We start from the raw sequence: 26,206 nt of genomic DNA, 5'->3' as shown, positions 1-26,206 counted from the left end.
CTGAGCCACCACTCTTATCTCGGGACTCATAACTTCTTTATTGTTAGTTATCGACTAAAGGAGCTCAGCATGAAAGAAAAAACAAGCGTTAGCGGTTTATTACCAGAAGCTACTACCCCCACTGTTGCTGATGCGAATCCTACGCGTCGCAAACTTATCCAAAGTATTGGCTCTGCAAGCATTCTGTCCTTAATCGACCCAATGGTTAGAGCGGGTGCATGGGCGGCAGGCTCAGATGCCCCTGAGAAAACGGATGTAAAGGTCAGTTTCATTGCCCTTACAGACTGCTCTTCTGTTGTCATGGCCAACCATCTTGGTCTAGATAAGAAATACGGCGTCAAGATCATCCCCACTAAAGAAGCATCATGGGCTGCAATCCGTGACAAGCTAGTCAATGGTGAAAATGATATGTCGCACATTCTGTATGGCTTGATGTACGGACTGCAAATGGGTATCGGTGGACAACAAAAAGATATGTCACTCCTGATGTCCTTAAACAATAACGGTCAAGCAATTACTTTATCTAAAGCGCTTTACCAAAAGGGCGTTACTGATGGGGCAAGCCTTAAAGCTGTTATGGATAAAGAAAAGCGTGACTACACTTTTGCGCAAACTTTCCCAACTGGTACACACGCTATGTGGCTCTACTACTGGTTAGCGAACTACGGCATTAATCCATTTAAAGACGCGAAAATTATCACTGTTCCGCCCCCACAAATGGTGGCGAATATGCGTAGCGGAAATATGGATGGCTATTGTGTAGGTGAGCCCTGGAATGCCCGTGCAATCATCGACGGCATTGGCTTTACAGCCATTACTACACAAGCTATTTGGCAAGATCATCCAGAGAAGGCGCTGGGTACAACTTCTGACTTTGCAAAGAAGTATCCCAATACTTGTCGCGCAGTGACAGCTGCAATCTTGGAGGCAGGAAAATATATTGATGCATCAACCTCTAACAAACATGCAACTGCAGAAGTCGTGTCTGCACCTTCGTTTGTCAATACCGATGTCAGCGTGATTCAAGACCGCATGATGGGTCGCTACAACAACGGTATCGGCAAGACTTGGGATGACCCGCATGCGATGAAGTTTTATAACGACGGTTTGGCAACTTTCCCATACCTGTCTGATGGCATGTGGTTTATGACCCAACACAAGCGCTGGGGATTGCTCAAAGAACATCCAGATTACTTGGCAGTGGCGAAGAAGGTTAACAACATCGCCATCTACAAAGATGCGGCTACGGCTTCAAAAACCCCATTACCAAAAAGTGATATGCGCTCCAGCAAATTATTTGATGGTGTTGTGTGGAATGGCTCCAACCCTGCTGCTTATGCAGATAGCTTCAAGATCAAAGCATGAAAAAACAAAAACTCGTCATGATTGGCAATGGGATGGCCGGCGTTCGGACCATCGAGGAATTATTAAAGCTCGACGCAGAGCTTTATGACATCACCATCTTTGGTGCTGAGCCCCATCCCAACTACAACCGTATTTTGCTGTCCCCAGTATTGGCTGGAGAACAGACTCTCGAGCAAATTGTTCTAAATGACCTTGATTGGTACAAGAGCAATGGCATCCATCTTCATCTTGGCAAAACCATAACTAAGATTGATCGCAAAGAGCGCACGGTTATTGCCGATGATGGCACTGTTGAAAGCTACGATCGATTATTGCTGGCTACCGGCTCTTTGCCATTCATCTTGCCCGTTCCAGGAAATGATTTACCTGGCGTGATTGCGTATCGTGATATTAAAGATACCAATGAGATGATTGATGTGGCGACGCGTTACAAAAATGCGGTTGTCATTGGCGGCGGTCTGCTTGGTCTAGAAGCTGCAAATGGTCTAGCCCTCAGGGGTATGAGTGTGACCGTGGTCCATCTTGCCGAATGGTTGATGGAAAGACAGCTAGATAAAACAGCGGCTGATTTACTACAAAAATCCTTGGAAGAAAAAGGTCTTAAGTTTTTACTGAAAACTTCTACTGAGGCAATTACCCCTAATACTGCTGGCGATCGTGTCGGCCATATCCGCTTTAAAGGTGGGTTAGAAATACCGGCTGACCTAGTTGTTATGGCGGCGGGTATTAAGCCCAATACAGCTTTAGCCGAATCTGCAGGTTTACATTGCCAAAGAGGCATCGTTGTTAATGACACTCTGCAAACGTTTGATCCAAGAGTCTATGCAGTTGGTGAGTGCGCAAGCCATCGTGGAACTGCCTATGGTTTGGTTGCGCCTTTATTTGAGCAGGCTAAGGTTTGTGCAAATCACCTTGCCGAACACGGTATCGGGCGCTATGAAGGCTCCGTAACGTCAACAAAACTGAAAGTAACGGGCGTTGATCTCTTCTCCGCTGGTAACTTTATGGGGGGCGAAGGCACTGAAGAAATTACTCTAGCCGATCCTATTGGTGGCGTGTATAAAAAATTAGTTCTTAAAGATGATCGTTTAATTGGTGCCTGCATGTTTGGCGATACAGCAGATAGCACTTGGTATTTCAAGCTCATGCGTGACGAACAAAGCATTGCAGAAATTCGTGACACATTGATGTTTGGTGAATCCAATATTGGCGATGTTGGCCATCAAGGCCACAATAAAGCTGCCGGAATGACTGATGCAGATGAAATCTGCGGATGCAATGGGGTTACCAAAGGCACCATTGTCAAGGCTATTCGGGAACAGGGTCTATTCACACTAGATGAAGTGAAGAAATGCACTAAAGCCAGCAGCTCCTGTGGCTCATGTACAGGCCTAGTTGAGCAAGTGCTGATGAATGTTCTTGGCACAGATTATTCAGCAACCCCCAGAAAGAAATCGATTTGCGGATGCTCCGATCTTTCTCATGATGAAATTCGTCAAGCCATACGCTCCGGCCACTTAATTTCTCAAGAGCAAGTTCGCGCCGAGCTTAATTGGAGAACACCTAACGGTTGTGCGACTTGTCGCCCTGCCTTAAATTATTATTTGATCTCCACATGGCCACATGAAGCAAAAGATGATCCACAATCCCGCTTCATTAATGAACGTGCTCATGCCAATATTCAGAAAGATGGCACCTACTCAGTTATTCCGCGGATGTTTGGTGGTCTAACTACTCCTTCTGAACTACGCAGAATTGCTGACGTTGCTGAGAAATACCAAGTGCCCACAGTCAAGGTAACTGGCGGCCAACGAATTGACTTACTTGGCATCAAGAAGGATGATCTTCCAGCGGTTTGGAAAGAGTTGGATATGCCATCAGGTCATGCCTATGGCAAATCAATTCGCACAGTGAAAACCTGTGTTGGTGATGAGCACTGTCGTTTTGGCACCCAGTCCTCCATGAAAATGGGCGTAGATCTAGAGAGAATGCTCTTCGGTATGTACGCACCTCACAAAGTGAAGCTTGCAGTGTCTGGCTGCCCACGAAACTGCGCAGAAGCTGGCATCAAAGATGTTGGCATTATTGGTGTTGAATCTGGCTGGGAACTTTATATTGGTGGTAACGGCGGCATTAAAACAGAAGTGGCGGAATTTCTCTGTAAAGTTAAAACTGATGAGGAAGTTCGTGAATATTCTGGTGCCTTCTTACAGCTGTACCGCGAAGAAGCTTGGTATTTGGATCGAACTGTCCATTACTTGGCAAGAGTTGGCATGGAATACATTAAGCAAAAGGTGGTCGACGATGCTGAAAGTCGTAAAGCTCTCTATGAAAGACTGCTGTTTGATCTAAAGGATGCTCCAGATCCTTGGAAGGACTTTGAACGCGCTGGTGTAGATGTTCGTCAATTTAAAACCATTCCTATTGTCGAGGCTGGAAATGTCTAATACCGCCCAACTTGATCAGTGGCAAAAAATCACAACGGTTGATGAGATTCCTGTTCTGGGATCTCGGGTTATTGAAGCGCCAGCTGGTCAAATAGCTATTTTCAGAAATTCAGAAGACGAAGTATTTGCCGTATTGGATAAGTGCCCGCATAAAGGTGGCCCCCTGTCTCAGGGCATTGTCCATGGAAAATCCGTAACCTGTCCACTGCATTCCTGGAATATAGATCTCTCCACCGGCTGTGCCGTTGCCCCAGATGAAGGCTGTGCTAAATCCTTTGCAGTCAAAGTAGAGTCTGGTGTGGTTTGGCTAAGCCGCGAGGAATTGCAAGCTACTCATGGCTGAAGTTAAGAGCACCTGTTGCTATTGCGGTGTTGGCTGTGGCGTCATTATTGAAACCGCAGAAAGTAACGGAAAGATCGAGGTAACCGGGGTTCGCGGCGACCCCGATCATCCTGCAAACTTTGGCAGACTCTGCAGTAAAGGCTCCACCCTTCATCTCACTGCAAACCCAAGCCTTCAGATACAGGCTCGACTGGGTTCACCAGCCATCCGCAAAACAAGGGGTGAAGAGCCGGTAGATATTTCTTGGCCCGAGGCAATTCAAACTGTTGCCCAAAAATTTGCCGACATCATTCAAGAGCATGGTTCAGAATCTGTTGGCATTTATGTGTCTGGTCAATTACTGACCGAAGACTATTACATCTTCAATAAGTTAATGAAGGGCTTGATTGGCTCTAACAATATTGATACCAACTCACGCCTATGTATGTCTAGTGCGGTAGCTGGCTACAAGCAAACCTTGGGGATGGATGCCCCACCCTGTTGCTATGAAGATATTGATTCTGCATCCACTATTTTTATTACGGGATCAAATACCGCTTTTGCTCATCCGATTTTGTATAGACGTCTTGAGGATGCCCGTAAAAATAATCCGGATCTCAAAGTTATTGTTGTTGACCCCAGAAAAACCGATACCGCCAAAGAAGCTGATCTCTACCTACAGATACAACCTGGTACTGATGTTGCTCTCTATCACGGGATGCTTTACATCATGCTCTGGGAGAAATGGATTGATGAGTCTTATATCAACTCATATACGGCGGATTTTGATGCGCTACGTGATTTGGTTAGAGATTTCACGCCTAAGGCAGTAAGTCAGATCTGCGGTATTAATGAAAAAGACTTGTTCCAAGCGGCGCAATGGTTTGCTACTTCACCTGCAACCCTATCGATGTACTGCCAGGGATTAAATCAATCAGCATCAGGTACAGCCAAGAATGCTGCCTTAGTTAACTTACATTTAGCCACCGGTCAAATAGGGAAAGCTGGTGCTGGTCCATTCTCTTTGACTGGACAACCCAATGCCATGGGTGGTCGGGAGGTTGGAGGTTTAGCCAATCTACTATCCGCACACCGTGATCTTGCCAACCCAGAACATCGTGCAGAAGTTGCAAACCTGTGGGGGGTGGATTCAGTTCCCGAAAAGCCAGGTCTTAGTGCCATTCCCATGTTTGAGGCATTGCGTACTGAAAAACTAAAAGCCATATGGATCGTCTGTACAAACCCAGCACAATCGATGCCCGATCTCAATGCAGTTCACGAGGGATTAAGCAAAGCAGAATTTGTTGTAGTGCAGGAAGCTTATGCGCACACAGCCACCACCCTATATGCAGATGTGTTGTTGCCCGCCACTACCTGGGCAGAAAAAGTGGGGACAGTTACAAATTCAGAGCGAAGAATTTCCAAAGTAAATCCCGCAATTGATCCTTATGCGTCTGCTAAACATGATTGGCAGATCGCTCTTGAAATTGGAATAGCTCTTGAAGCGCTATTACCAGGCAATAGAAAAGAAGGAACATCCACTCTATTTCCTTACGCCGGACCTGAGGATATTTGGAATGAGCATCGTGAGAGTACAGCCGGTCGCGATCTCGATATTACTGGTTTAAGCTACAAAATCCTTGAGGAACGCGGACCACAGCAATGGCCTATGCCCAAAGGAGATTTCTTTGGCAAAAAACGTCTTTATGAAAATGGCGTTTTTCCTACCAAAGATAAAAAAGCTCACTTTATTGCTGCACCCTATAAAGCAACCGCAGAATCTGTAGATGCTCGCTACCCATTTGCCTTAAATACTGGGCGCCTCAGAGATCAATGGCATGGGATGAGTAGAACGGGAACCATTGGAACACTTTATGGACATGCACCAGAGCCTTGTGTGGAGATGTCACCCAAAGATGCTGGCAGGATGAATTTAGAAAATGGTGATTTAGTTCATGTCACCAGTCGCAGGGGTAGTGAGATCTTCCCAATCAAAGTCTCAGACGATATCGCCTCCTCGCAAGCCTTTATTGCCATGCACTGGGGTTCTGAATTTATTTCAGGCGCTGCTGGTAAAACACCGGGCCGCGGAGTCAACGGCCTTACTTGCAACATGATCGACCCTGTATCCGGTCAGCCCGAACTGAAACATTCAGCCGTCAAGATTTTGCCAGCAAACCTTCCCTGGCATTTAGTGGCTTTCGGCTTATTTTCCAAAGAAGAAGTATTTTTTGTTCAAAATAGTTTGCGCAGCATCTTGCCTCATTTCGATTCCGCCCAATGCGTTCTATTTGGTAGAGAGCAGGATGGTGACCTCATTGGGATTTCATTCAAGGCCGCCCACCACGATGACCCGCTAGAAGAATCAGACTCTCTTGCCGCGCAAGCTTTAAAGCAAATAATACGTAAATTTAAGTTGGATGAGGAATCTGGAGAGCCCGTGATGCGCTATATCGATAAGCGCAGAGGCGTAGTACGACTTGTTCGCGCTCAAGAGAAGGTTCTATCTGCAATGCTGACTGGCTCCATTGAAAGCCTAGCAAGCACTACCTGGTTAAGAGAGTACCTAGAAAGCGGCTTAGATGCAAAAGCCCTTGGTCGGTCTTTGTTGATGCCTGTCAGCAAACCCCCTATAGAAATTAAACCCAAAGGTAAGGCAATTTGTAATTGCTTTAATGTATCTGCAGACACAATGAAGCAATGCTTAAGCAAGATGCCAGCAGGAACCTCCCCCGAAGACGCCATGACCTCTCTTCAATCTGAAACGCAATGTGGAACCAATTGTGGTTCCTGCAAACCCGAAGTCAAGCAAATTATTGTCAGCTTTCTCAAGAAAGTGGAAGTAGCGGCATAATCCTTCAATGAGCATCAAATCATTCTTAAAAGTCATTGGCCGAGGCAGCAAAGGCGCCGGCGACCTTGATCGCAATCAGGCAAAAGAAGTCTTCACACAAATTCTAGATGGCAATGTCAGCGATCTAGAGCTGGGTGCATTTTGTATTGCTATGCGCATCAAGGGTGAGTCTGTCTCTGAGCTCATGGGCTTTATGGACGCCCTACAACCGCATCTGAATTTACTGAATCTTGGCACACGCCCCACCATAGTCTTACCAAGTTATAACGGGGCTAGAAAGCAAGCAAACTTAACGCCACTTCTTGCTGGCATGCTGTCTAGTTATGGTTTTACAGTGCTTGTTCAGGGGGTCGAAAAAGATCTAACCAGGGTAACGAGCCATGAAATTTTTAAGTCTCTTGGCTGGCCAATTCTCAAGTCCAAAGATGAATTTGGCGCCCTCCTGGCATTGAATCAACCGATCTTTTGCCCTCTTAATGTGATTTCCCCAGCCCTTCAAAAATTATTAGATATCAGAGAAAGAATTGGTCTGCGGAATACTGGTCATGTGCTGGCAAAACTGATTAATCCAACGCTTCAGAGCTCTTGGCAAGTTTCTAACTACACCCACCCAGAATATCCAGAAAAACTACGAGAATTTTTTCAACTTCGTTCAGCAAATGCAATTTTGATGAGGGGAAGCGAGGGTGAGCCAACCGCTTCTCTGCAGCGATTGCCAGAAATGCATTTTTTGCTTCCAAATGCGAATGAAATGACAACCCCCGAAGAGCGCTTTGAAGATCTCAGACCGTTTTTAGAGATTGACGCCATTTCAACGGCATCCGTTACCGAGCAAATTCTATCTGGGCAAGTCAAATGTCCGAGCTCAATTCTCAGGCAAGCCATTCAAATATCTACGATGGCTGGATTACACTAAGTCATGCTCAAAATAGTTAAACGTTTGGCATGGGTTTCGCTAGGCGCAATGGTTGCACTTGGATTGGCTTTAATTGTTACAAAACCACCGGCATCACCATTACTGCTTGCATCACTGGGTGGCTCTACGATATTTCTGTTTGGCTTGACTGGCGCTCCTGCAGCACAGCCAAGAGCTTTATTTGGCGGGCACCTCATCAGCGCACTTATTGGTATTGTCTGCTACCAGCTCTTTGATGATGCTTTATGGGTTTACTTGCTTGCGGAGGTAATTACTTTGGCGGTCTTGTTGCTTACACAAACTGTACATCCGCCAGCTGGTGCAAATCCACTTATCATGATCCAGGCGCACGCTGGCTTTGGCCATCTCGTAGCAGTAGTTTTGGTAGGGGTGACAATTCTTGCGGTTGTAGCAGCCATCTGGAGTCGCCTCACTCCCGGGAAAGCCCTGCATTACCCAGTGAAGTGGAATGAACCTTCACCACAATCCAAGGATTGGAGTGTTTGGGGGTAGCACAGCTTAGCCTAACGAACGCTTTATTAAAGCCTTGTTTAAAAAACTCGCCAAGGTCAACACAAGAGAGTCGGCCAAAACAGGATGCAAGGCAAAGTTATAGCTATTAGTTCCAGCCATTACTATAAAAATACTTAAGAAAACCGCTGGCGGATGCATACACCCCAGTAAATACATTCCAACTATCGTGCCAATGACGGCGAATGGAATGCCCACAGAAATCGATGGCATCAGATAAACACAAATGAAGGCTACGCAGGAAGCTAATAGATTTGCCTCTATTAAAGTTAAGGGCGAAAAGAATTTACTATTGGGAAATAGGAAAATGCATAAAGCGCTGACTCCAAAAACTGCCGTCACCATGTTCTCATCTTGAGTCATATCACCCCATAGAAGATTCAATAGGGCTATCGCAAAAATAGTTAGGCCAACACCAATCGATACTCGCAACCTATCAAACCAAGAGTATTGGTCCTGAGGTGGTGCAATTTGATGAAAGAAATTAATCAGTTTTCTGAAAATATTTTTCATCTGATATCAATGGATTGGTCAATAGCTTTTACAAAGTCAGACTGAGTAATCATTCCTACCAACTGCTTATTATCATTAATTACGGGGATATGGTGATGACCATCACCACAAAATATCTCAGCCAAGTCAAGCATATTTCGATCTTCACTAATTACCCTTACCGGCTTACTCATTACCTGTCCAACTGCATTTGGTAAGCTATTTAAGCCAGGAACAGCGGCTCGCATAAACCCCCTGATGCGTTGCCCAAAGCTTTGATGAAAATCAACCGCCGCACTTTTAATAAAGTCCTCTAAAGTAATGATCCCAAGCACCCTACGTGCGCCATCTATCACCGGTAACGCTTTAACATGACGATTGCGTAAAAGATTCCATGCCTGATCCAAAGGTGAATCCATGCCAACATATAAGACTTCAGTGGTCATAATATTTTTACACAGCATACCTTGCAACTTCTTTTGATATGCCCCATGCTCAACTTGAGAAATCAGATTGGCTAAATCATCCTTACTGATATCTAGTACTTGGTTATAGCTCTCCAAGACAGCGTTAATTTCTTGGTCCTCGATCTTACGATTTCGTTTTTGCAGTGGAGATGAATCCAAGACGGCCTTAGGGCGTTGCGGATATGGCCTGCCCGTTAGGGAGTTATAAATAACTGCGCACAAAACCAATAAAACAGCATTACCCAAGACCGGGAAAAGCACAAAATGAAAGTCTACCATTCCGCCCAAAGGAATCAAAAGGGCCAAAGCTGCAGCAGGCGCGTGTAAGCAACGCAAAGTAAACATTGCCAAAATTGCGAGCCCAACGGACAGGGGGATTAATAATGGCAATTCGTGAACAAACTGCGTACAAGCAACACCTATCAAAGCAGAAACGCAACTACCCCCTATAACCGCCCATGGTTGCGCCATTGGGCTTGAGGGCAAGACAAATAATAAAAATGCAGTGGCACCCATCGAGGCGACAATCCATGGTGATGCGTTTCCGTAACTTGCAAGCAATAAACCAAGACCCATTATTGCGAGCAAGCCCAGCACAACTCCTAAAGCCGATCTAAACCTCTCTAACCAAGAAACTGAGGTAGTTTCCGGAAGAAAAATGGTAATTAACTTTTTAAAAAAATGTCTCAAAAGCGATCTCATTAAAGGCTTATTTTGAATGCACCAAAAGTGGTACTAATTTTGCTATTGTATGCAAATCCCTGTTTATTCTTATTATTCCGAAAGATTAACCGCAAAATACTATGGAACAAAAACTACCCCTACCCCCTTTTACTAAAGAAACAGCAATTCAAAAAATTCGAATGGCTGAAGATGCTTGGAATACAAGAGATCCCGAGAAGGTTTCCCTGGTTTATACGGAAGATACTATTTGGCGAAATCGGGCTGAATTCCCTAAAGGCAGAGAACAAGTCAAAGAGTTTCTTCGCCGCAAATGGGCCAAGGAGCTTGACTACCGCCTGATTAAGGAATTATGGGCATTTACAGATAACCGCATTGCGGTTCGTTTTGCCTACGAATGTCATGATGACTTTGGTAACTGGTCGCGAAGCTTTGGTAATGAGAATTGGGAGTTCAATGAAAATGGTTTCATGATGAGACGTTTCGCTAGCATCAATGATTTACCCATTAAAGAATCTGACCGAAAGTTTTTTTGGCCCCTAGGAAGAAGGCCTGATGACCATCCAGGACTAAGTGATTTTGGCTTCTGATAATTTAGATTCACTCGAAGGCTTTGCTCATGCGCTGATCCATAGTCGCCAGCATGTTTCTCCTAAAAGACTGATTGCACCAGGCCCTAACCTACCCCAGAAATTAGAAATTTTGAATGCGGCTGGAGCCGCTCCCGACCATGGAAAGGTAACGCCTTGGCACTTTTATGAAGTCAGTCCCGAAAGTCGTAATTTATTAGGTGACTTATTTGCAGACGCACTCATAGCAAGAGACCCAAGCGCAACGCTAACTCAAATTGATGAAGCAAAGCAGAAAGCTTTTCGAGGCCCCTTGCTTTTATTGGCAACCGCTAAGCTGAACAATGAACTTGACAATATTCCCGAGCAAGAAAAACTCATCTCCGCAGGGTGTGCAATTCAAAATATTTTGCTAATGGCTAATGCTTTAGGATTTGGCTCAGGACTATCAAGCGGTAAGGCTCTTTACAGCCAAAAGATGAGGGAATTATTTTTATTTAAAGATAAAGAGGAGCCTCTGTGCTTCATCACTATCGGCACTATCTCGGTTCATAAGCCCAATAAGCATAGGCCTGATGCAAATTCTTACAGTTCAGTTTTCTAGCTGAATCTATTGAACTTTTTTAGCTTCTCAACAATTAATTAACCATGCCATCAAGGTGTGCTGAGTAATCGTTAGCTTAAATTGCATTAGCCACACATCCGGAATCAAATATTGCTTGAGTGGTAAGCGTGCTGGTAAGCGGGAGTAATAAAGAAAAAGCCCCGGTTATGAGGCTAAGTCATTGATGCATATAGTGAAAAACAGAAAAAATGCCAAAAGTACTGGCGGAGACGAGATCTAAAAATTGTCCCTCCCGATAAGTCTACCAATGTCCAATAAACCTATTGTTTATATGGCTTAGAAGGCAGACCCTACTCCCGAGTAACCCATTCAAACTTACTAAAATCCATGTTTCACTGGTAAGCGGGATGGTAAGCAAATTATGGGCATAAGTAATGGCGGAGGAGAAACAAAAGGGCTAAAACTCACCAGATTTACAGCCAGAGGGATTCTCGCTATTCACCAACCTGGATGGTATGCCGACCCAGAAACAAGGGGTTTGTACTTGAGAGTATTCGCAGGCTCTGACGAACCTTCCCGAAGTTGGCTCTATAGGTTTACCAGTCCAGTTAGTGGCAAAAGACGAGCAATGGGGCTTGGGTCCGTGGAAATTTGTTCGTTAGCCAATGCCAGACAAAAGTCTTTGGACCTCAGGAGAACTATTTTTGAGGGGGTTGACCCTATCGAGCAACGCCATGCAAAGAAACTAGGCGTAAAAGAATCTCATCAGAATTCCATCACCTTTAAGGAGGCTGCAGATAAGTGCATCAAAACTAAGCAAGCCGAATGGTCGAACTCAAAGCATAAAGACCAATGGGTAAGCACCATTAACACCTACGCTCTACCAATCATTGGAAAAATGAGAGTTGATCAGATTACTACCGCTCATATCGTTAAGTTGCTTGAGCAAGAGATCAAAAAGAAGAATGGTGTAGTCGAGGGCTCATTTTGGAAAGTCAGGACCGAAACTGCGACAAGGGTTCGTCAGCGTATTGAAGTGATTCTGGATTGGTGTAAGGCCCATAAATACATTAGTGGTGACAATCCTGCTCGCTATCAAGGCGCTCTATGCCATCTACTGCCTAAAGCTAACAAGATCAAGAAGGTGGCTCACCACCCTGCTCTACCGTTTCAAAGAATTGGTGAATTCATAAGCGACTTACGAAGTCATACAGGCTACTCTGCCTTCGCTTTGGAGTTATTAATTCTTACGGCTACTCGTACCGGTGAAGTCATCGAGGCTAATTGGAGTGAATTTGATTTAGAGGCTAAGGTTTGGACTATTCCCGCTGAACGAATGAAAGCCGGCAAGGAGCATCGGGTACCGCTAAATACCAGGGCTATAGAAATCCTCGAGCATTTGAAGACAATCAGAGTGAACTCCTATTTATTCCCTAGCTCTCTGCATAAGGAGCGCGCTCTATCAAATATGGCTCTACTTGCAATGATGAGAAAGATGCCTAAGTACGCAGACTTCGTTCCGCATGGCTTTAGATCTACATTCCGAGACTGGGCGGCTGAGACTACGGAATACTCAAATGAGACTGTCGAGCTAGCTTTGGCGCATACGATACAGAATAAGGCTGAAGCTGCATATAGAAGACAGGATCAATTAGATAAGCGCGCATCTCTAATGGCAGATTGGATTAACTATATTGATAACAGTATTAAGCAACTCTCTCAAAGTGAGGAACATCTACAAACCCTTTAAAGTTTCCGCCCCATCTATTCTTTGAGCTCAGGCTTTCCCAATATTCACCTACCGTACGGATCAATTCTTTATCCCAGACTAGCTTTCCATTCCAGAAGAAGTTCAAATCAATAGCGCAGCGCCTCAAGTGATTGCTATTCATGGTCTTTGATCTCCCACTTTTAAAGTAGATCTCCTGTTGCTCTGCTGACCTCCAGAGTTCACCACCAGTAATGACCCATCCTTCTGCTGTTGCAAACTGAATAAGACGACTTACATCGATCAAGAATGCAGCTTGCTCAAGAACCAAACCACTCATTCACACTGCTCCTTGTTTCTGGGTCCGTTCATGCGCATCTCAAAGATCTTCTCTACTGATCTTCCGCCAAAGTAAGCCAGCATGACTAGCTGCCCCCACTCACCTAGAAGCTTTACATAAGCCTCATTAATGTCTATACCCATTGCCGAAAGAAGTGCGAATAAAAGATAGGCAGTCAGTATGTAAACCAGCGTTCCTGGCCTGATGTTCTTTGATAACTTTGAATCGCTACCCATATCGGATTGCCAGCGCTGTGTGACATTCTCTTGTGATGCACGATGCATCTCCGCTAGAAGCTTGGATTCCTCTATCTCCAGCTCCTTTTGCTTGAGCGTGTATTCCAAAAGGAGCTGTTCTTGCTCGATCTCTAACTGCTTGAGCTTAATGAGATCTTCCTGGCTAGGGTTGTCCGGAATACGCGCTCCAATCTTGCTCTCAATAAATTCCTTGCCTTTAGCCTGAACTGCACCCGCAAGCAGACCAAGGCCATTGACGGCCAAGGTTTGCACTAGAGAGGTAATGATTGGAAGCATGTAATAGGTTCTTTATTTGATGCTTGGAATATGGAAGTCCACCGCCCCACTACCGCCTAGGCCTTTCTTTGGTGTTGGCAGTGGGGCGCAGTTACGCGCGCCCACACACCATCGTTACTTCAACACCCACAGCCGCACCCAAACACCGGCCGCTAGCGGTGATCTTCCCTACTGCTAGCGTTTCTTGGCTCCTCTGCTTTCTGGCGTTGCCTCTGGCTCATGAGCCTTTTCTAAAGTTTGCTCTTGAACCGAGAGCCTTCCTTCAGCCATAAGCCCCTCCACTATTTCCATTAGGCGATCACCATCATCTTCACCAAAGACTTTTGCCACAACTTCATGACCGTACTTGGCACATAGACGGTCGTACTCCTGCTCTGGAGTAATGGTGGTCTTTGATGGGCGCTCGAACACCGTGACGTTCTCGCGCCCAAAGAGATTGCGAAGGATGTTGGTCTCATACGGCGGCACGTGCACATGGATGGTTGTGAAGGCGTCCCTGCGTACGACTGCTTCCACCTCTTTAATTTGGAAGTCACTATGAATGAGTTCTTTATTTGTCATATGAGCTTCCTTTATTGAATAGCCAATACCGCATGGGCATTTGCACGTGAGATGGATAAGGCACAGCGTAGGTTCACCATGGCGTACATGGCTAGCGTGTCATGCGGACGAATTGGGGCAACGATATCTAGATCGTCATCACGCAGCTTCATAAAGCGCGTGTTAAGGAAATAGCAGCGCTTACTCCACTCCACTGTTCTATTAGCCATGGCATCGAGCTCATCAAACTGCGGATCCCAGATGATCTCTACACCTTTGAAGGCTAGGCCAGTATTTACGCCCGCACCTACGCCAGCATCGATGTACTTAGTCTCACCTGATCCAGCGATATGTGTCACTGTTACCTGTTTGCGATATGTATCAATGAACTTACCCCCAGCGATGATGAAATCAGGACTACCGCCATGTTTAATACATTGACGCCATGCAGTCTCCATCTCTCCAACTAAGTTACCTGGTGCAGTTGAGGTGATATCTTTGACTGCATAGTTACGCCAGTAACTTGCTTTGGCTCGATCAATACCGCCTACCGTACCTGCATCTGGCGCTAGGCTTACTAGACTATCTAAGCCGACTACCGCATCTGCGCCGTGCGAGCCGTCGCGATGCAGTTCTAGATCTAACTTATTGAGAAAGCCTTCTCTAAGCACTTCCAGTTGCTCATCAAGCAAGTTAATGAGTTGTACGCGCTCGTTGTGTTCCAATTGGAAGCCACGCGCCCCGCCCTCACGTACTTTGATGCCATTACTAAAGAGTCGGTCATAGTCGATGTACAGGCCATCGACCGCTCTACGCCAAGGGAAAGAGGCTTGCTCAGTGGTATTCCGTTTATTGAACTTGACCGTCTCCTCTCCAAATGCCCAAGTGAAGTTACTCCCATGCTCTTTACGAATGTTCTCAACCACATTCTGCTTGGCTCCTAATAGGCTCTTGCGTCCCTGCATCAATTTTTTGAGGAAAGGCCTCTCTACGGCGATTTGGTCTACCGGTAGATTGCGCAAGTACTCATCTAAGGAAACCTTAGCTAGTTCTTGCAAGTCTGTATTTGAAATTGGCATATGCCACCCCTATCTGTATTTATGAATTAGTTGGATTCATACCGTTTGATAGTGCGTGAAACTATCCATTGCTACGCTACTAGGCGCGACTCTAGCTTTAACGCATGGGATGAATCAGTAGCTTGGTAGTTAACCGTTGCTACATACATACATTATTTGGGTAGTTGTTCAGAGCTTTGGATATATCTGGAGTTTTTGTTGGGTGTCTTGATTATTTTGCTATGAGTCTTTATGCCCAATGTGTCATTACGCCACCTGGGGCATAAAAGAGCGTTTCTTTGGTCGTGGCCATCAAGGGTTCGCAAGCCACCCCGTTGGGGTGCCCTTGACGGAATGACGTTGTTATTTAAGCGAAAAACCCTCCTTTTTATAGCTATTTGATACTTATGGGTATCAAATAACTGTATTAATTGATACCTATAGGTTACAATTAGACATATTAATTAATACCCATAGGTATCAATATGAACAAGAAATTTGCCAACTTACAACTCCATCAAATGGACTTGGTCCTTACCAAGCTTAGGGAAGTTCGCCCTCCAACCCGTCCAGGTAGTGGCTGGGTTAAGGCTATTCGCGAATCTTTGGGCATGTCAGCGTCTGCATTGGCTCGCAAGCTAGGCGTTACACCCGCCAGTATTACCAAGCTTGAAAAGGCTGAAGCTGATGAAAAGATCACTTTAGCTAGCCTGCGTAAATTGGCTAGCGCCTTAGACTGCGAGTTGCAATACACCCTCGTGCCACGCAAATCTTTAGAGGAAATCTTGGAAGATCGCGCTACTTTAGTTGCGCGTGAAAGACTGCGCCCTATTTCTCATTCGATGAGTCTTGAGGATCAGTCGGTAGACAAGTCTGCCAGCGAAAAGCAACTGCAACTACTGGCAAAAGAGATATTAGACGGCCCTAGAAGGAATCTATGGTGATGCAGTTTGAATATGCGCCAGGAGCCACTCCGATTGATCCGGATGAAGCTCTTGGTCTTATCCCCAAACACATTAGCACTCAAGCTGATTTAAACGCTTGGGAAGAAATGAATATTGTCGAAGGTGCAGATTGGATTGCGCGTCAAAAGATTATTCAAGACTTGAATGAGGGCTTGGTGCGTGAATTGCATAGCCGTATGTTTAATCAAACATGGCAGTGGGCTGGCACATTCAGAATGAGCGCCAAGAGTATCGGCATTGATTGGACTCAGATTGCCGTTGCCCTCAAGAATCTTTTAGATAACACTGCCTATCAAATTGAAAATAAAACAATGTCCATTGATGAGATTGTTGTGCGCTTTCATCATCAGTTGGTGTTGATTCATGCATTTCCAAACGGCAATGGTCGTCATGCGCGCTTGATAGCTGATGCTCTGATTGTCAGCCTTGGTGGTAAAAGATTTTCTTGGGGCGGCAATACTTCAATCGCCACCCCAGGTACTACTCGTCAAAACTACCTGCTAGCCCTACGCGCCGCAGATAAAGGCGATATCGCGCCCTTAATGCTATTTGCTAGGCAATAGACTAGATACCCATATTGCCTAGGTGTTGGGCTATACGATCCATGGGTTGTTCAGAGCTTGCAACAGGTGATCCCAAGGTCGCTGTTCTAGCTCTAATCGGTTGTGGCGCATGGCTCGTAACCTTTACCTTAGACCAGTCTGGTTTTGGTAAGCCTATGGAGTTGTAAATCGAATCAATCACTGGCCACCATTCAAATACGCCATGGTTTTGCACGAATACATTCATGTAAAACGGGTCATCCATATATTTAGCGAAAAGCTCAGACTTATAGCCATGATCAATCTCGCCCTGTCTTGTAGAAAGGTACTTGAGCATTTCCTGCTTAGCCTCTTTAACAATGCTGAAGTGATCCTTATTTAGGTAGGACTGTCCCGGCTTTTCGTGCCACTTCTCTTTCTTATTGCGATCTACCGAATCCATCATGCTACCTACCAGCTCACCTTCAATTTCGTAGCTATGTAACTTATCTAAAAGGTCTTCTACCTTTGACTTAAGTACATCATTCTCTTTGACAAGATCGCGGTTGGTATTGGCCATCTTTTGAAATCGGTTTTCGCTACGATTGGGTTGTGCTGTTTCCTCCACTTGATCCTTGGGTGCTTTCTCGGTTGAACTCAAGACTCTTTCAATGAGCTCTTTGCCACTTTCTACCTGGATGGGAGCTTGCGACTCAGCCTCAACTGTTAGCACAACAGGGGGTGGCAATAACTCGCTGATATCTCTGACAGCAATTGGCTCCGGTTCTGGATTAGACGTTAATGAAGGCATCTCAGCCGGCACCAGCACTTCACCCTTAACCGGTGAAAAGACAGGTTCTGCGCTCTCCTCCTCAGCCTCTTGCTTTTGAGTGGGTTCACCTTCTTCAGCCTCAGGCTCTTTGGTTAAGCTATCGAGCAAGGCAGCAGACTTTTGCTGAGTCTTACGCTTTGCTTCTTCTTGCTGCTGAAGTGCCGCCTTTTCTGCAAGTCTTCTCTCAAGGTCTTTCTGCCTCTCTAATCTTGCCGCTTCCTTTGCAGCAACCACTTGAAGTCGTGCCACTTCATCTTGAGCTGACTTCTCATCAGCTTTTCTTCGCCGCTCTTCGTCCACTAATTGTTTAGCCTTAGCTTGGGCTTCTTGCTCTGCTTTTTCTAAGGCGCGCTCTTCCCTTGCCTTTATGCGCCTGGTAACAGCTTCAGCTGCACTCTTCTCTTCAGCTTCTTTGCGCAATTTCTCTTGCTGGCGCCTTGCTTCACGCTCTTGCTCTTTCTGAACTAAACCTCCATTGGTTAATACTCCAGAGCTAAAGTTTTTCACTTCTTGTGTCATCTACTGTCTCCTCTTTTAAATGTTGATGTTTGCCTTGTTTTTCCCTATCGATTTCCCATTGCCAATTCATTGAAATATCCTTATATCCATCGGCTTGCTTTTCAATCTTGGGTATAAATAGATTTGAATCGATACGATCGTCATATCGCAAGAGAGTCTCGTGTAGGAGGCTACGGATATGTTCGTAATCCATCCCTCTTGCCTGCAGGTTTTGCATTTGGATGGACAGGCTGGTGATCATTGGTAAGACTTTTAGCCAACCCTCCTTCTCCTCAATGCCATCAGGAGAACCAGTCGTGCCGGCTCGGATACGCAGGTCGACCATGTCAAAGATTCGTTCTTTAGTGAGCTCTGGCCAGTCGTAGCTTTTCTCTTTGGTCGTGATAGCTTGGCCATCTACTATGGTTGTCTTGTTGATTGGCGCGCCCACATAGCGCTCTACATGTTCCTTGGTAAGCTCTTGCAGTAGAACCTGAGCACTGTATTGCGCTATCTCTTGTAGCCAATCCTCTATCTGGTCTTTAAATTCAAATACGCGCCCTGATAAGGCTCTTTGCAGAATGTTTGCCTCAGTAGCAGTCTTAGGTCTTACTACGGTAGACCTTGCTGCATCTTGCAAGCCTGTGACTTGCTCCCAGTCATAGCGCACTGCGCTGGTGTCATAGACGATCGGATCTATCTTGGGGTGACCTCTAGGAATAATCACTTGGTTAAGAGGCTTGCCTTCTGTATCCACAATCGTGATCTCGCCAAATCGAGAATCCGAATGCCTCTTAATGGTCTTCTCATTAATATCGGCTGAGGCTACCCATCCCGGAATACAAAGATCCCGATGCTGGTTGAATCGATCTCTAGCTTCGTTATGCTCACCCTGCAATCGTTCAGTGAGGTCTACAAGGCTTGGGCCAACGAATTGACCATCAACTACCTGATACGGCAATAGAAAGAATGGATACCAGCGCTCTCCCGCCCTTGGCGGCGAATAGGGTTCGCGCAACCATTCGGTTGCACCCTCCACCATTGTGTATACGCGCTGAGTAGTTCTATCCCAGATCTCTAGGACAGCTATTTGTTGATCATCAGTTACTGGCCCAGCATCTAACTGCATTGAAGCCAAGCGCTTGGCCCTTTTATGCGATGGTTCTCCTTGTCCTGGTTGGTAGATCTTTGCATTGGCAAGATTCTTTTTATACAGAGCTTCAGCCTGGGATCTCTTCATGGGAATGACTTGGCACATCCAGTCTGCATCGGTGTAATCCCAGAACTCACAGATGGATGGGTCAATCAGGAGGTTTTCTGTGAGGACTCTATCGATAACGAGACCCTCTGCAGATTGCACTTCGGATTGTTCTTGGAGTGATCGAATGAGTTCTTCAAGCTCAGCCCTTTTAACATCATGCTGACCATCTTGATCTTTATCCTGGAGATCTCTCTCAAGCTCCTCTATATGCAGTAAGTTCTCTTGGGTATCATTAATACGTCCCTGAATATATGCATCCTCATGGGCACTCCTTTGGTACATCACTTTTAGGATTCCAAAGCTACAGGTCAATGCAGCTCTGACTGTGGACTTGGCTCGATTCTTGAGTTGGGCATGCTCTAGCGCCCTATTAGTTACTTTCTCAAGGGTGCTACAAAAGAGTTTGATATCGGCGCCCGCATGGGCTGGGGTAATTGAGATCTCTGGGTTACGCGCATAGACGTTTGGCAAGACTGCAGAGATAGTTCCGTGAATTAAGTTAGCTCTGAGGCTGTAAAACTCCTTGCCAGCGGGATCGGCATTCCAATTGAAGCCGGCGACCGTATTGCGGTTGTGCTTTACGCGTTTATGAAAGGTAGCCCAGTGAGCGCGCGCATGTTTGATGCGGGCATTCCACTTTTGTTGAAGAGCTTTGGAGTCTTGGGTCATCACCCTATATTTATAGACTGCCTATTGGCACTTCATGTAGAAATTAATAATTTATTATTTTAAATTAGCCAACTGAATTTCTTCTAGAGCCGCCTTCATTAACTTAACCCCCTTTGGAAGCCATTTATAAGAAATACGACCGGTTGGAGCTTGCGTTTTTTCAACAACAGCATGTGATAACTCGCCTTCACCTCTTTTTGTGTGAACTGCAACAATATATTGATATAAGTAGGGATATTTTTGTTGAAGACCATTGCTATAGATGGGGCCAAATTTTCCTAACTTTCTAGCCCCTAAGGTACCGTCTTTTTTTATAACCTCATCAATAAGTACATCATTAAATACATCAAGCATACTTACCCATGCAGTGGGATTTGTTTTGAAGTAACCCTTACATGCTACCAACTTGGATTCCGCCAGATGATATCTTCGTCCAAAAAATTTCTTCCAATTTATCCCAGAAGAAAATCCTGCCATTTCCTTGATCGCTAAATCAATTCCACAAACCTTGGCATTTACTCTCTTTAGCTGACCACTTTCACGAAGTACTATTTTTGCAAGGTGATTTACTGTTTTCAAGGGCCTTTCAATCTTGCAGTCTATTAATGATGCAATCCAAGCGGATGAAATCGCTACGTCTGAGTTTTTGTTCCTCATTCCAGCATTAAGCAATCTATTACGCCTTTTATCATCCATATCAAGCCATGGAGTTCCAAAATATAATCGCATTTTTACCCATGGAATATGAGCATTTAGAAGAGCGTAGTTTGCCTGTCTTTCCGTTATATGTCCTAAGCGATGAAGAGCATTCCACAGTGCTGCAGTAAGGTCCGGAGCATTAAATTTAGGACTCCAAAGTGGTTTTAAAATTCCCTTTAATTGTCTAATCTTTGTCGGCATCTGTTGGCTAGATGCACAAGATATAAATGATGCCCTAATGGATGGGTATATATTTTGATGAACGATCTGATCTAACAGCTTTTTGGAAAACTTATCAGGTAGTTTTTTAAACTTCGTCATGTAATTTGCTAGTTGCGTGTAATAGATTGGCGAGCAGTCAAAAACTCGCCATACCCTATCTAATACTCTCAATGATGGGCCACTTATTGCAATGAGCATTTTGAATTTAGTGGGATCTATAACCTTGTAGCCACCCTGCCTTGGCGAAAGAGCCAAGATCTCCGATGTAATTTCCCTTTGATTGAAGATGCCTGGGGAACTTGAAAGTTCAAATGGCATGCTTATTGTCTTAAGCTCTTTATCTATATCTATCACTCTGTGGATATCAATTTTTCCTGACTGAGGAAATAGGCCTATATCTTTACTAATTCTGTCTAAACAAACTAGTGCAGATCTAAGATGATCCTCATTTTTTGCATATAAACGAATGTCATCGACATACCTTAAATACTTGATGTCATTCCTGCTGGAAAAATTTTCATCAAAATGATTAAGCACTGCTTCAGAAATAATTCCAGAACTAAGAGGCCCTTGAGGTATTCCATGATGATGGTAAATGGGGGTGCCCGTGGATGTCCATTGATTTAAAAGCCTTGTAAGGGATTCAGAAAAGTCATTGTCAAGATGAATCTTCCCCAACATATACCTTAGAACATTGTGATCAATGCTGTCATAGAAAGCTGTTAAATCGAAGCTAGCAGTCCAAACATAGCCTAAATCGAAAGCCCGCTTTGAGGCAGAATTAAAAGCCCCATAACCATTTGTCCATTTTTGATAAAACCATAAATTACCTTTACCGGCATACATATGACCAAATACCTGCTTGTTATATCGACCTTTAACTATTGGGTATAACTTTTCTGCCACTATATTAGCCATAGCTTGGTAAACAATCTGATCCTCAACGCATAACAATGTATATGGTCTTAGGATTCCAGAGGGCTTAGGTAGAAATAATTTGCAGGAGTCTGATGGGGTATATATGTTTCTATCGAGTCGATTTTTCAGATTCTTTAAAAGCTCTCCATCAGCCGTTGCGTATGCTGAATAAACTTCGCGAAAGTGTGACTTATAAAATCTATCTGGATTCGACCTAATCCACTGCCATGCCCGCTGAAGATTCTCGAGTTTCCCTACGTATTTTGGAAATGGCATAGATTCCTATCAAGCAAGAGCTCTATAGCAGGATTTAGAAATTAATTGCGTGGAATTTGAAAAACGTGAGATGCAATCATTTCTAGTAAAAAAATTGCTGCTTCACTATCAGATCTCCTCTCTTCCCTTGTGAGAATATCTACTTTTTCAAGTATTTGAATCATTAGATTGAACTGATCTTGAGTTTCAACTCTATATTGCCTTCCGATATCTCTTGATATCACTTCTGGACATAGTAGCGCTAGCTCATTTGTAATTGAAAATTTATATTCTTTGAGCAAAATTATTTCTGGAGAATTCTCCCAGGACGCCTCAGTGTTAGCGCCAAATAGATACTCAATATTTGACCAATACGCAAATAGCAATGAAATCCTATTGGCAATTTTTTTCGTATCAGAAATAATCAATTCTTGTATATGAGTCTCAAAACTTTCCATGGAGTCTTGGTTGTATGCTTTTCCAACATTCTCCCTAAGGAGACTAATCAACTCATCAAAAGAATTTGTATTTTTCATTGGCAATGGGTAACTTTTTATAAACCACGGTTATTTATAGGATCATCTTATCAATTTAAGCTGGCGCAACGAAAAAATATCTATATAAACAATATTTACATTACTTGGGTCAGCCTCCAGAATGCCTGGCCCGCATCACCCCATACCTCGTTGCGTCCCAAGCATGATCTTCCGCATCGGTATCTACGTCTTCTGGGTTTAATGAGTCTGGCGGTAACTGGGGAATAGTCCTTAGCCAGTGCTTACAGGTTGAGAAGATCTTGAGTCTGTCTTCAGCCAGAAGTCGGATGATTTCTTGGGCACCATTTACTCTGCTTCTAGGGGCGTTATAGGCTTCAGTCCATTTCACCCCTTTATCTCTAAAGATCTGCCCAATGGATCGCTCTGCTCCTATTTTCGAGAAGATAGATGGGTCAGCTAGGTTCATCCGGTATTCGTATCCAAGGCGTTGATCGTGCACCTCGATCTTCTTGATCTTCTCTGCTACTACGGTGGCGTCTTCCCTTGTACCCGTGTTTTCTTTGTCGCCGTATCCATAGAGCTCTCTCCATAGGTAATAGACTCCATCGTTGGATAAGGCAAACCAATAAACTGCATATGGTCTTGCATATCCCCAATCCATTGAACGCCATACCTTCCATGTCGGCGGAATGGCAAATGGCTCAATGACGTGTTTAGAGGGCTGCCATACGCCTTCCAAGAAACTTCCCACGTGGATATCCCAATCCCCCTCTAACCATGCTCTACGCCTGTTTGGATCGCTTAGCGACTCTAGGCTCATGAGGTAGTTAGGGTCATTTTTTAGAAGATGGGTGTTCTCATAAATGGTGGAATGTATTCGCACTCTTGGTAGTGCGCCCTCTTGCTTGATGATTTGTCCCGCCGGGATAGATCCAATCTGGAATCTTTCCTTTACAGACGCATGTCCCACTCCAAATGGATTGCATGTTGCCCTCACCATCCTTGGCATGCCAGGGTGTGATGACCTACAGGTGGAATGCATTGCTTCGTAGAAAGACAGATTGCGCCAGTTCGTTAATTCTTCAAACCCTAGCCAAGGGTATTCATGGCCATGGTAATTCCAGTAGTCGTCCTCGTTAGCACCATACCGAAAGTACAGCATCTCTCCTGTGGGCCATTTCCAGACGTAGTCTGATTCATTGAACTTGGCACCCGGGAAGATTTGATAGAACCAGCGTTTACTCTTGGCTACTACATCAGACAATTGGGGATAAGTCAGGCGAAAGAGTGTTCCGCGCCAATGGTCGCCAAAGCCTCTACCCACGTGTTGGGCATAGCTCATGAGTAAGGTATCGGTCTTACCCCCTCCTCTGGTCCCTTCGAGCAATACCTCATACACGGGACATGTCAGAAACAAAGTCTGACTACCAGGCAATGGTGCCCAGACGGTTTTCATTAGCTTTTTAATGCGTTAGTGTTTTGGCTGAGCGGATCTCTCCCAGTCCTCGACACTCATGGCGCTGGGTACAACCAGCACGCCGCTTTGCAACGGGGCACCATCTTTGCCCGTATGCTCAATTGCAGATAGGCGTGGATGCACATAAGGAGCCGCATGCCTTCCAACAGTGGCGGCCATGTTTAGCAGCTTAATTCGAGCCTCACTTGCTGACTCTTTTTCACCGAGATCCTCCTCACGAACGTTGCCAGCATGCTCATATAGCTGATGCATTACCTTCATCATGACTTCTAACGGAGTAATCCCCTGAGTTGCTACTGCTTCGGCTATCTGACGGGTCCGCTTAGTTAAGCTGCCAGTCTTTCGCCCTGCTCCAGGTCTAGCCCCACCTTTTGATTTCTTTTGATTGTTTTCAATCATGGCAACTTGATGAGGGTGAGAAGATGAGGTTGCAAAGCTACTGAATCACCGATGGGGTCTTCAAACTCAATGATGATTCTTTGGAAAAGATCAAATCGGCTTTGGGCACCCCTATGCTTTACCACCGTACCTATACGCCCACTGGGAGTCTTCACAACTGAACCTATGGGAAAGTCTTCCATATCTTGGCGATGAATGATGCCAACCATAGCTTGGCTTACTTGCTTAGCTTGCATTGGATACCTCCTCGCGCTTGCGAAGCTCAGCGAAGATTCTGGTTTTAAATGCGTCATAGCTTTCTGAACCCTGAGCTCGCATGCCTAGCTCCCTTCCTTTGACGTCTATCCCTTCATTACTTTTCCACCAGATATCTTCACCTAGATCATTGGCTTGACTCTTTCTTCGCATGCCTTTGAGAATGGCCAAGACAAAACCTACATTGATGGGTGTTGAACTTGATGCACGTCTTCTCGTCTCTTTGGCTTGCAAGATGGCATCGGCTATCTCCTTTTCTGAAATATCCATGCCAATCATCTCTTTGATGCGCCCATCATCAAGAGGAATATTGATGCCCTCCTTCGCAAAAAGTTTAATTATCTGAACTGAGGTTTGGTCGCTCCTACCAACATTTTTCTTTTCAGCCCCATTGTTTTGTTTGTCTGGAGTATGGAGATTGGTGATTGGTGACTGGTGTATGGTGTTTGGTGAGCATTGCGTTGGCAATGCGTTCGCATTGCGATCGCATACGGAAATGGTCGTACTGTCAGACAGTATTTGCTCTGCTGATGACGACTGCCAGCGACCTTCCGCGCTCCGTCTGGCTTTAATTTGGCGATCCTTGAACCTTGCTATTTCATGGTCGCAGCGCTCTTGTCGCCAGCCATCATCAGTTAGATTAAAAAATTCATTGAGAACTGAGATCACTGCATTTTTTTCCTCCTTAGATCTGGCATTGATCAATCTTTGGACAAACTTCACATCCATGGGAAGTGGTTTCTCTGTAGCGTAGTACTTTCTGATCAGGCGACTATAGGTGGCGTCCTCGATAAAGGTGAGATGGGCAGTTGCTTCCGCGTAATCCCCAATGTGATGCTCGTAGTAATTCATTTAAAACAGTCTCCGTAGCGTTCTTTTTCTGGCATAAATTATTTAATGCAAGAGATGAATCTAACAATCGGAAAGCGTATCGTCAAACGTGTTTTTTCTGAATTTATTTTGAATTTATTTATCTACTAATTCGCTGTAATCCTTCTTTAAGAAATTCGAGATGCTTTATTAATTCTTTTGAAGTGTTAATTGATCTATATATGTCCACCACTCTCCTGATGCCATCGGAAATTACTGACAAGGCTGTAGCCCTTTACTGGATTGACTTATAGCACTTATATGAATAAATATTTTTTTGTAAGCCAAAAATAATTTGTGTTCGGAAGATGGGTATTGACTTTTGATTGACCATCAAAATTTCATTGACTACATTGCTCTTCAGTAGCACACATATTCATACATAACATGACAAGATGGAGAACAATTTGATGGTAGCAATTCGGCTTTACAGTTTGTACCGTTCATACGGTTACACGAAGATGAGTTCAGCAAAAATGG

At 44.8% G+C, this 26,206-nt stretch carries 25 protein-coding genes; 11 read left to right on the top strand and 14 right to left on the bottom strand.

Annotated elements, in window-relative coordinates; all coding sequences use genetic code 11:
- Positions 1-69: 69 nt before the first annotated feature.
- From FD963_RS05030 to FD963_RS05005, 6 genes are read left to right on the top strand one after another with little or no spacing between them, the layout of a single operon-like run.
- Positions 70-1,365 (top strand): CmpA/NrtA family ABC transporter substrate-binding protein, encoded by a 1,296-nt coding sequence (locus FD963_RS05030; protein WP_251367328.1) that lies wholly within the window; start codon positions 70-72, stop codon positions 1,363-1,365.
- Entirely contained in the window at positions 1,362-3,812 is a 2,451-nt protein-coding gene (nirB, locus tag FD963_RS05025; protein ID WP_215363580.1) for a nitrite reductase large subunit NirB, read from the top strand. The genes FD963_RS05030 and nirB overlap by 4 nt, the downstream gene beginning before the upstream one ends.
- Positions 3,805-4,155, top strand: coding sequence for a nitrite reductase small subunit NirD (gene nirD / locus FD963_RS05020; RefSeq protein ID WP_011902842.1), 351 nt, complete (start codon positions 3,805-3,807; stop codon positions 4,153-4,155). The genes nirB and nirD overlap by 8 nt, the downstream gene beginning before the upstream one ends.
- Positions 4,148-6,988: a nitrate reductase gene (locus tag FD963_RS05015; RefSeq protein ID WP_215363577.1), complete on the top strand. Its 2,841-nt coding sequence runs from the start codon at positions 4,148-4,150 to the stop codon at positions 6,986-6,988. The genes nirD and FD963_RS05015 overlap by 8 nt, the downstream gene beginning before the upstream one ends.
- Positions 6,989-6,995: 7 nt before the next feature.
- On the top strand, positions 6,996-7,904 hold the full coding sequence (gene ybiB, locus FD963_RS05010) for a DNA-binding protein YbiB (RefSeq protein WP_215360115.1): 909 nt from the start codon (positions 6,996-6,998) through the stop codon (positions 7,902-7,904).
- Positions 7,905-7,907: 3 nt separating this feature from the next.
- Complete coding sequence (locus tag FD963_RS05005; RefSeq protein ID WP_071467212.1) at positions 7,908-8,417, top strand: HPP family protein; 510 nt, start codon at positions 7,908-7,910, stop codon at positions 8,415-8,417.
- Positions 8,418-8,423: 6 nt separating this feature from the next.
- Here the strand turns inward: FD963_RS05005 and FD963_RS05000 are convergent, their stop codons facing one another.
- On the bottom strand, positions 8,424-8,948 hold the full coding sequence (locus tag FD963_RS05000; RefSeq protein WP_071467211.1) for an HPP family protein: 525 nt from the start codon (positions 8,946-8,948) through the stop codon (positions 8,424-8,426).
- Positions 8,945-10,084 (bottom strand): HPP family protein, encoded by a 1,140-nt coding sequence (locus tag FD963_RS04995; RefSeq protein WP_215363575.1) that lies wholly within the window; start codon positions 10,082-10,084, stop codon positions 8,945-8,947. Before FD963_RS04995 ends, FD963_RS05000 begins: the two co-directional genes overlap by 4 nt.
- Before the next feature lie 113 nt (positions 10,085-10,197).
- Here FD963_RS04995 and FD963_RS04990 point away from each other — a divergent pair, with 113 nt between their 5' ends.
- The 3 genes from FD963_RS04990 to FD963_RS04980 all read left to right on the top strand — a co-directional run bounded on the left by FD963_RS04990 (position 10,198) and on the right by FD963_RS04980 (position 12,959).
- Complete coding sequence (locus FD963_RS04990) at positions 10,198-10,665, top strand: nuclear transport factor 2 family protein (protein ID WP_215340172.1); 468 nt, start codon at positions 10,198-10,200, stop codon at positions 10,663-10,665.
- Positions 10,655-11,248, top strand: coding sequence for a nitroreductase (locus FD963_RS04985; RefSeq protein WP_215363572.1), 594 nt, complete (start codon positions 10,655-10,657; stop codon positions 11,246-11,248). The genes FD963_RS04990 and FD963_RS04985 overlap by 11 nt, the downstream gene beginning before the upstream one ends.
- Before the next feature lie 382 nt (positions 11,249-11,630).
- Positions 11,631-12,959 (top strand): site-specific integrase, encoded by a 1,329-nt coding sequence (locus tag FD963_RS04980; protein WP_215314972.1) that lies wholly within the window; start codon positions 11,631-11,633, stop codon positions 12,957-12,959.
- Here FD963_RS04980 and FD963_RS04975 read toward each other — a convergent pair.
- From FD963_RS04975 to FD963_RS04960, 4 genes are all read right to left on the bottom strand, one after another.
- Positions 12,916-13,257 carry a M15 family metallopeptidase gene (locus FD963_RS04975; protein WP_215314971.1) on the bottom strand — a complete coding sequence of 114 codons (342 nt, stop codon included), beginning with the start codon at positions 13,255-13,257 and terminating at the stop codon, positions 12,916-12,918. The two genes, FD963_RS04980 and FD963_RS04975, sit on opposite strands and share 44 nt — an antisense overlap.
- The gene (locus tag FD963_RS04970; RefSeq protein ID WP_215314970.1) at positions 13,254-13,790 is read right to left on the bottom strand and encodes a hypothetical protein; all 537 of its coding nucleotides are present in this window, start codon (positions 13,788-13,790) and stop codon (positions 13,254-13,256) included. The genes FD963_RS04975 and FD963_RS04970 overlap by 4 nt, the downstream gene beginning before the upstream one ends.
- A 174-nt stretch (positions 13,791-13,964) precedes the next feature.
- Complete coding sequence (locus FD963_RS04965; RefSeq protein WP_215363569.1) at positions 13,965-14,351, bottom strand: hypothetical protein; 387 nt, start codon at positions 14,349-14,351, stop codon at positions 13,965-13,967.
- A gap of 11 nt (positions 14,352-14,362) precedes the next feature.
- Positions 14,363-15,409 (bottom strand): phage major capsid protein, encoded by a 1,047-nt coding sequence (locus tag FD963_RS04960; RefSeq protein WP_215363567.1) that lies wholly within the window; start codon positions 15,407-15,409, stop codon positions 14,363-14,365.
- 464 nt (positions 15,410-15,873) lie between these two features.
- Between FD963_RS04960 and FD963_RS04955 the strand changes: the two genes are divergently transcribed.
- Positions 15,874-16,332 carry a mobile mystery protein A gene (locus FD963_RS04955; protein ID WP_215363565.1) on the top strand — a complete coding sequence of 153 codons (459 nt, stop codon included), beginning with the start codon at positions 15,874-15,876 and terminating at the stop codon, positions 16,330-16,332.
- Positions 16,332-16,916, top strand: coding sequence for a mobile mystery protein B (locus FD963_RS04950; RefSeq protein WP_251367327.1), 585 nt, complete (start codon positions 16,332-16,334; stop codon positions 16,914-16,916). Before FD963_RS04955 ends, FD963_RS04950 begins: the two co-directional genes overlap by 1 nt.
- A gap of 1 nt (position 16,917) precedes the next feature.
- On the opposite strand, the gene FD963_RS04945 is transcribed toward FD963_RS04950, so the two are convergent.
- The 8 genes from FD963_RS04945 to FD963_RS04910 form a co-directional block, all read right to left on the bottom strand.
- Positions 16,918-18,225, bottom strand: a complete 1,308-nt coding sequence (locus FD963_RS04945; RefSeq protein WP_215363561.1) for a hypothetical protein — start codon at positions 18,223-18,225, stop codon at positions 16,918-16,920.
- Positions 18,200-20,134 (bottom strand): hypothetical protein, encoded by a 1,935-nt coding sequence (locus FD963_RS04940; protein WP_251367326.1) that lies wholly within the window; start codon positions 20,132-20,134, stop codon positions 18,200-18,202. The genes FD963_RS04945 and FD963_RS04940 overlap by 26 nt, the downstream gene beginning before the upstream one ends.
- A gap of 54 nt (positions 20,135-20,188) precedes the next feature.
- Positions 20,189-22,249, bottom strand: coding sequence for an RNA-directed DNA polymerase (locus FD963_RS04935; RefSeq protein WP_215363559.1), 2,061 nt, complete (start codon positions 22,247-22,249; stop codon positions 20,189-20,191).
- A 41-nt stretch (positions 22,250-22,290) separates the two neighbouring features.
- The gene (locus FD963_RS04930) at positions 22,291-22,764 is read right to left on the bottom strand and encodes a hypothetical protein (protein ID WP_215363557.1); all 474 of its coding nucleotides are present in this window, start codon (positions 22,762-22,764) and stop codon (positions 22,291-22,293) included.
- A gap of 109 nt (positions 22,765-22,873) precedes the next feature.
- On the bottom strand, positions 22,874-24,181 hold the full coding sequence (locus FD963_RS04925) for a terminase family protein (protein WP_215363555.1): 1,308 nt from the start codon (positions 24,179-24,181) through the stop codon (positions 22,874-22,876).
- Between the two features lie 15 nt (positions 24,182-24,196).
- The gene (locus FD963_RS04920) at positions 24,197-24,601 is read right to left on the bottom strand and encodes a hypothetical protein (RefSeq protein ID WP_215363552.1); all 405 of its coding nucleotides are present in this window, start codon (positions 24,599-24,601) and stop codon (positions 24,197-24,199) included.
- Positions 24,598-24,837, bottom strand: coding sequence for a hypothetical protein (locus FD963_RS04915; RefSeq protein ID WP_215363549.1), 240 nt, complete (start codon positions 24,835-24,837; stop codon positions 24,598-24,600). The genes FD963_RS04920 and FD963_RS04915 overlap by 4 nt, the downstream gene beginning before the upstream one ends.
- On the bottom strand, positions 24,827-25,708 hold the full coding sequence (locus tag FD963_RS04910) for a YdaU family protein (RefSeq protein ID WP_215363546.1): 882 nt from the start codon (positions 25,706-25,708) through the stop codon (positions 24,827-24,829). The genes FD963_RS04915 and FD963_RS04910 overlap by 11 nt, the downstream gene beginning before the upstream one ends.
- Between the last annotated feature and the right edge of the window lie 498 nt (positions 25,709-26,206).

It is taken from the genome of Polynucleobacter sp. JS-JIR-II-50 (assembly GCF_018687895.1).
Lineage (GTDB): Bacteria > Pseudomonadota > Gammaproteobacteria > Burkholderiales > Burkholderiaceae > Polynucleobacter.
Note: the sequence above shows the minus strand (reverse complement) of the source record. Positions and strands in the feature narration are given on the sequence as shown.

What these genes read in the sequence shown, in the direction of transcription:
- FD963_RS05030 (WP_251367328.1), top strand. Translation starts at nt 70, where the DNA reads ATGAAAGAAAAAACAAGCGTTAGCGGTTTATTACCAGAAGCTACTACC.
- nirB (WP_215363580.1), top strand. Translation starts at nt 1,362, where the DNA reads ATGAAAAAACAAAAACTCGTCATGATTGGCAATGGGATGGCCGGCGTT.
- nirD (WP_011902842.1), top strand. Translation starts at nt 3,805, where the DNA reads ATGTCTAATACCGCCCAACTTGATCAGTGGCAAAAAATCACAACGGTT.
- FD963_RS05015 (WP_215363577.1), top strand. Translation starts at nt 4,148, where the DNA reads ATGGCTGAAGTTAAGAGCACCTGTTGCTATTGCGGTGTTGGCTGTGGC.
- ybiB (WP_215360115.1), top strand. Translation starts at nt 6,996, where the DNA reads ATGAGCATCAAATCATTCTTAAAAGTCATTGGCCGAGGCAGCAAAGGC.
- FD963_RS05005 (WP_071467212.1), top strand. Translation starts at nt 7,908, where the DNA reads ATGCTCAAAATAGTTAAACGTTTGGCATGGGTTTCGCTAGGCGCAATG.
- FD963_RS05000 (WP_071467211.1), bottom strand. Translation starts at nt 8,948, where the DNA reads ATGAAAAATATTTTCAGAAAACTGATTAATTTCTTTCATCAAATTGCA.
- FD963_RS04990 (WP_215340172.1), top strand. Translation starts at nt 10,198, where the DNA reads ATGGAACAAAAACTACCCCTACCCCCTTTTACTAAAGAAACAGCAATT.
- FD963_RS04980 (WP_215314972.1), top strand. Translation starts at nt 11,631, where the DNA reads ATGGGCATAAGTAATGGCGGAGGAGAAACAAAAGGGCTAAAACTCACC.
- FD963_RS04975 (WP_215314971.1), bottom strand. Translation starts at nt 13,257, where the DNA reads ATGAGTGGTTTGGTTCTTGAGCAAGCTGCATTCTTGATCGATGTAAGT.
- FD963_RS04970 (WP_215314970.1), bottom strand. Translation starts at nt 13,790, where the DNA reads ATGCTTCCAATCATTACCTCTCTAGTGCAAACCTTGGCCGTCAATGGC.
- FD963_RS04965 (WP_215363569.1), bottom strand. Translation starts at nt 14,351, where the DNA reads ATGACAAATAAAGAACTCATTCATAGTGACTTCCAAATTAAAGAGGTG.
- FD963_RS04960 (WP_215363567.1), bottom strand. Translation starts at nt 15,409, where the DNA reads ATGCCAATTTCAAATACAGACTTGCAAGAACTAGCTAAGGTTTCCTTA.
- FD963_RS04955 (WP_215363565.1), top strand. Translation starts at nt 15,874, where the DNA reads ATGAACAAGAAATTTGCCAACTTACAACTCCATCAAATGGACTTGGTC.
- FD963_RS04950 (WP_251367327.1), top strand. Translation starts at nt 16,332, where the DNA reads ATGCAGTTTGAATATGCGCCAGGAGCCACTCCGATTGATCCGGATGAA.
- FD963_RS04945 (WP_215363561.1), bottom strand. Translation starts at nt 18,225, where the DNA reads ATGACACAAGAAGTGAAAAACTTTAGCTCTGGAGTATTAACCAATGGA.
- FD963_RS04940 (WP_251367326.1), bottom strand. Translation starts at nt 20,134, where the DNA reads ATGACCCAAGACTCCAAAGCTCTTCAACAAAAGTGGAATGCCCGCATC.
- FD963_RS04935 (WP_215363559.1), bottom strand. Translation starts at nt 22,249, where the DNA reads ATGCCATTTCCAAAATACGTAGGGAAACTCGAGAATCTTCAGCGGGCA.
- FD963_RS04930 (WP_215363557.1), bottom strand. Translation starts at nt 22,764, where the DNA reads ATGAAAAATACAAATTCTTTTGATGAGTTGATTAGTCTCCTTAGGGAG.
- FD963_RS04925 (WP_215363555.1), bottom strand. Translation starts at nt 24,181, where the DNA reads ATGAAAACCGTCTGGGCACCATTGCCTGGTAGTCAGACTTTGTTTCTG.
- FD963_RS04920 (WP_215363552.1), bottom strand. Translation starts at nt 24,601, where the DNA reads ATGATTGAAAACAATCAAAAGAAATCAAAAGGTGGGGCTAGACCTGGA.
- FD963_RS04915 (WP_215363549.1), bottom strand. Translation starts at nt 24,837, where the DNA reads ATGCAAGCTAAGCAAGTAAGCCAAGCTATGGTTGGCATCATTCATCGC.
- FD963_RS04910 (WP_215363546.1), bottom strand. Translation starts at nt 25,708, where the DNA reads ATGAATTACTACGAGCATCACATTGGGGATTACGCGGAAGCAACTGCC.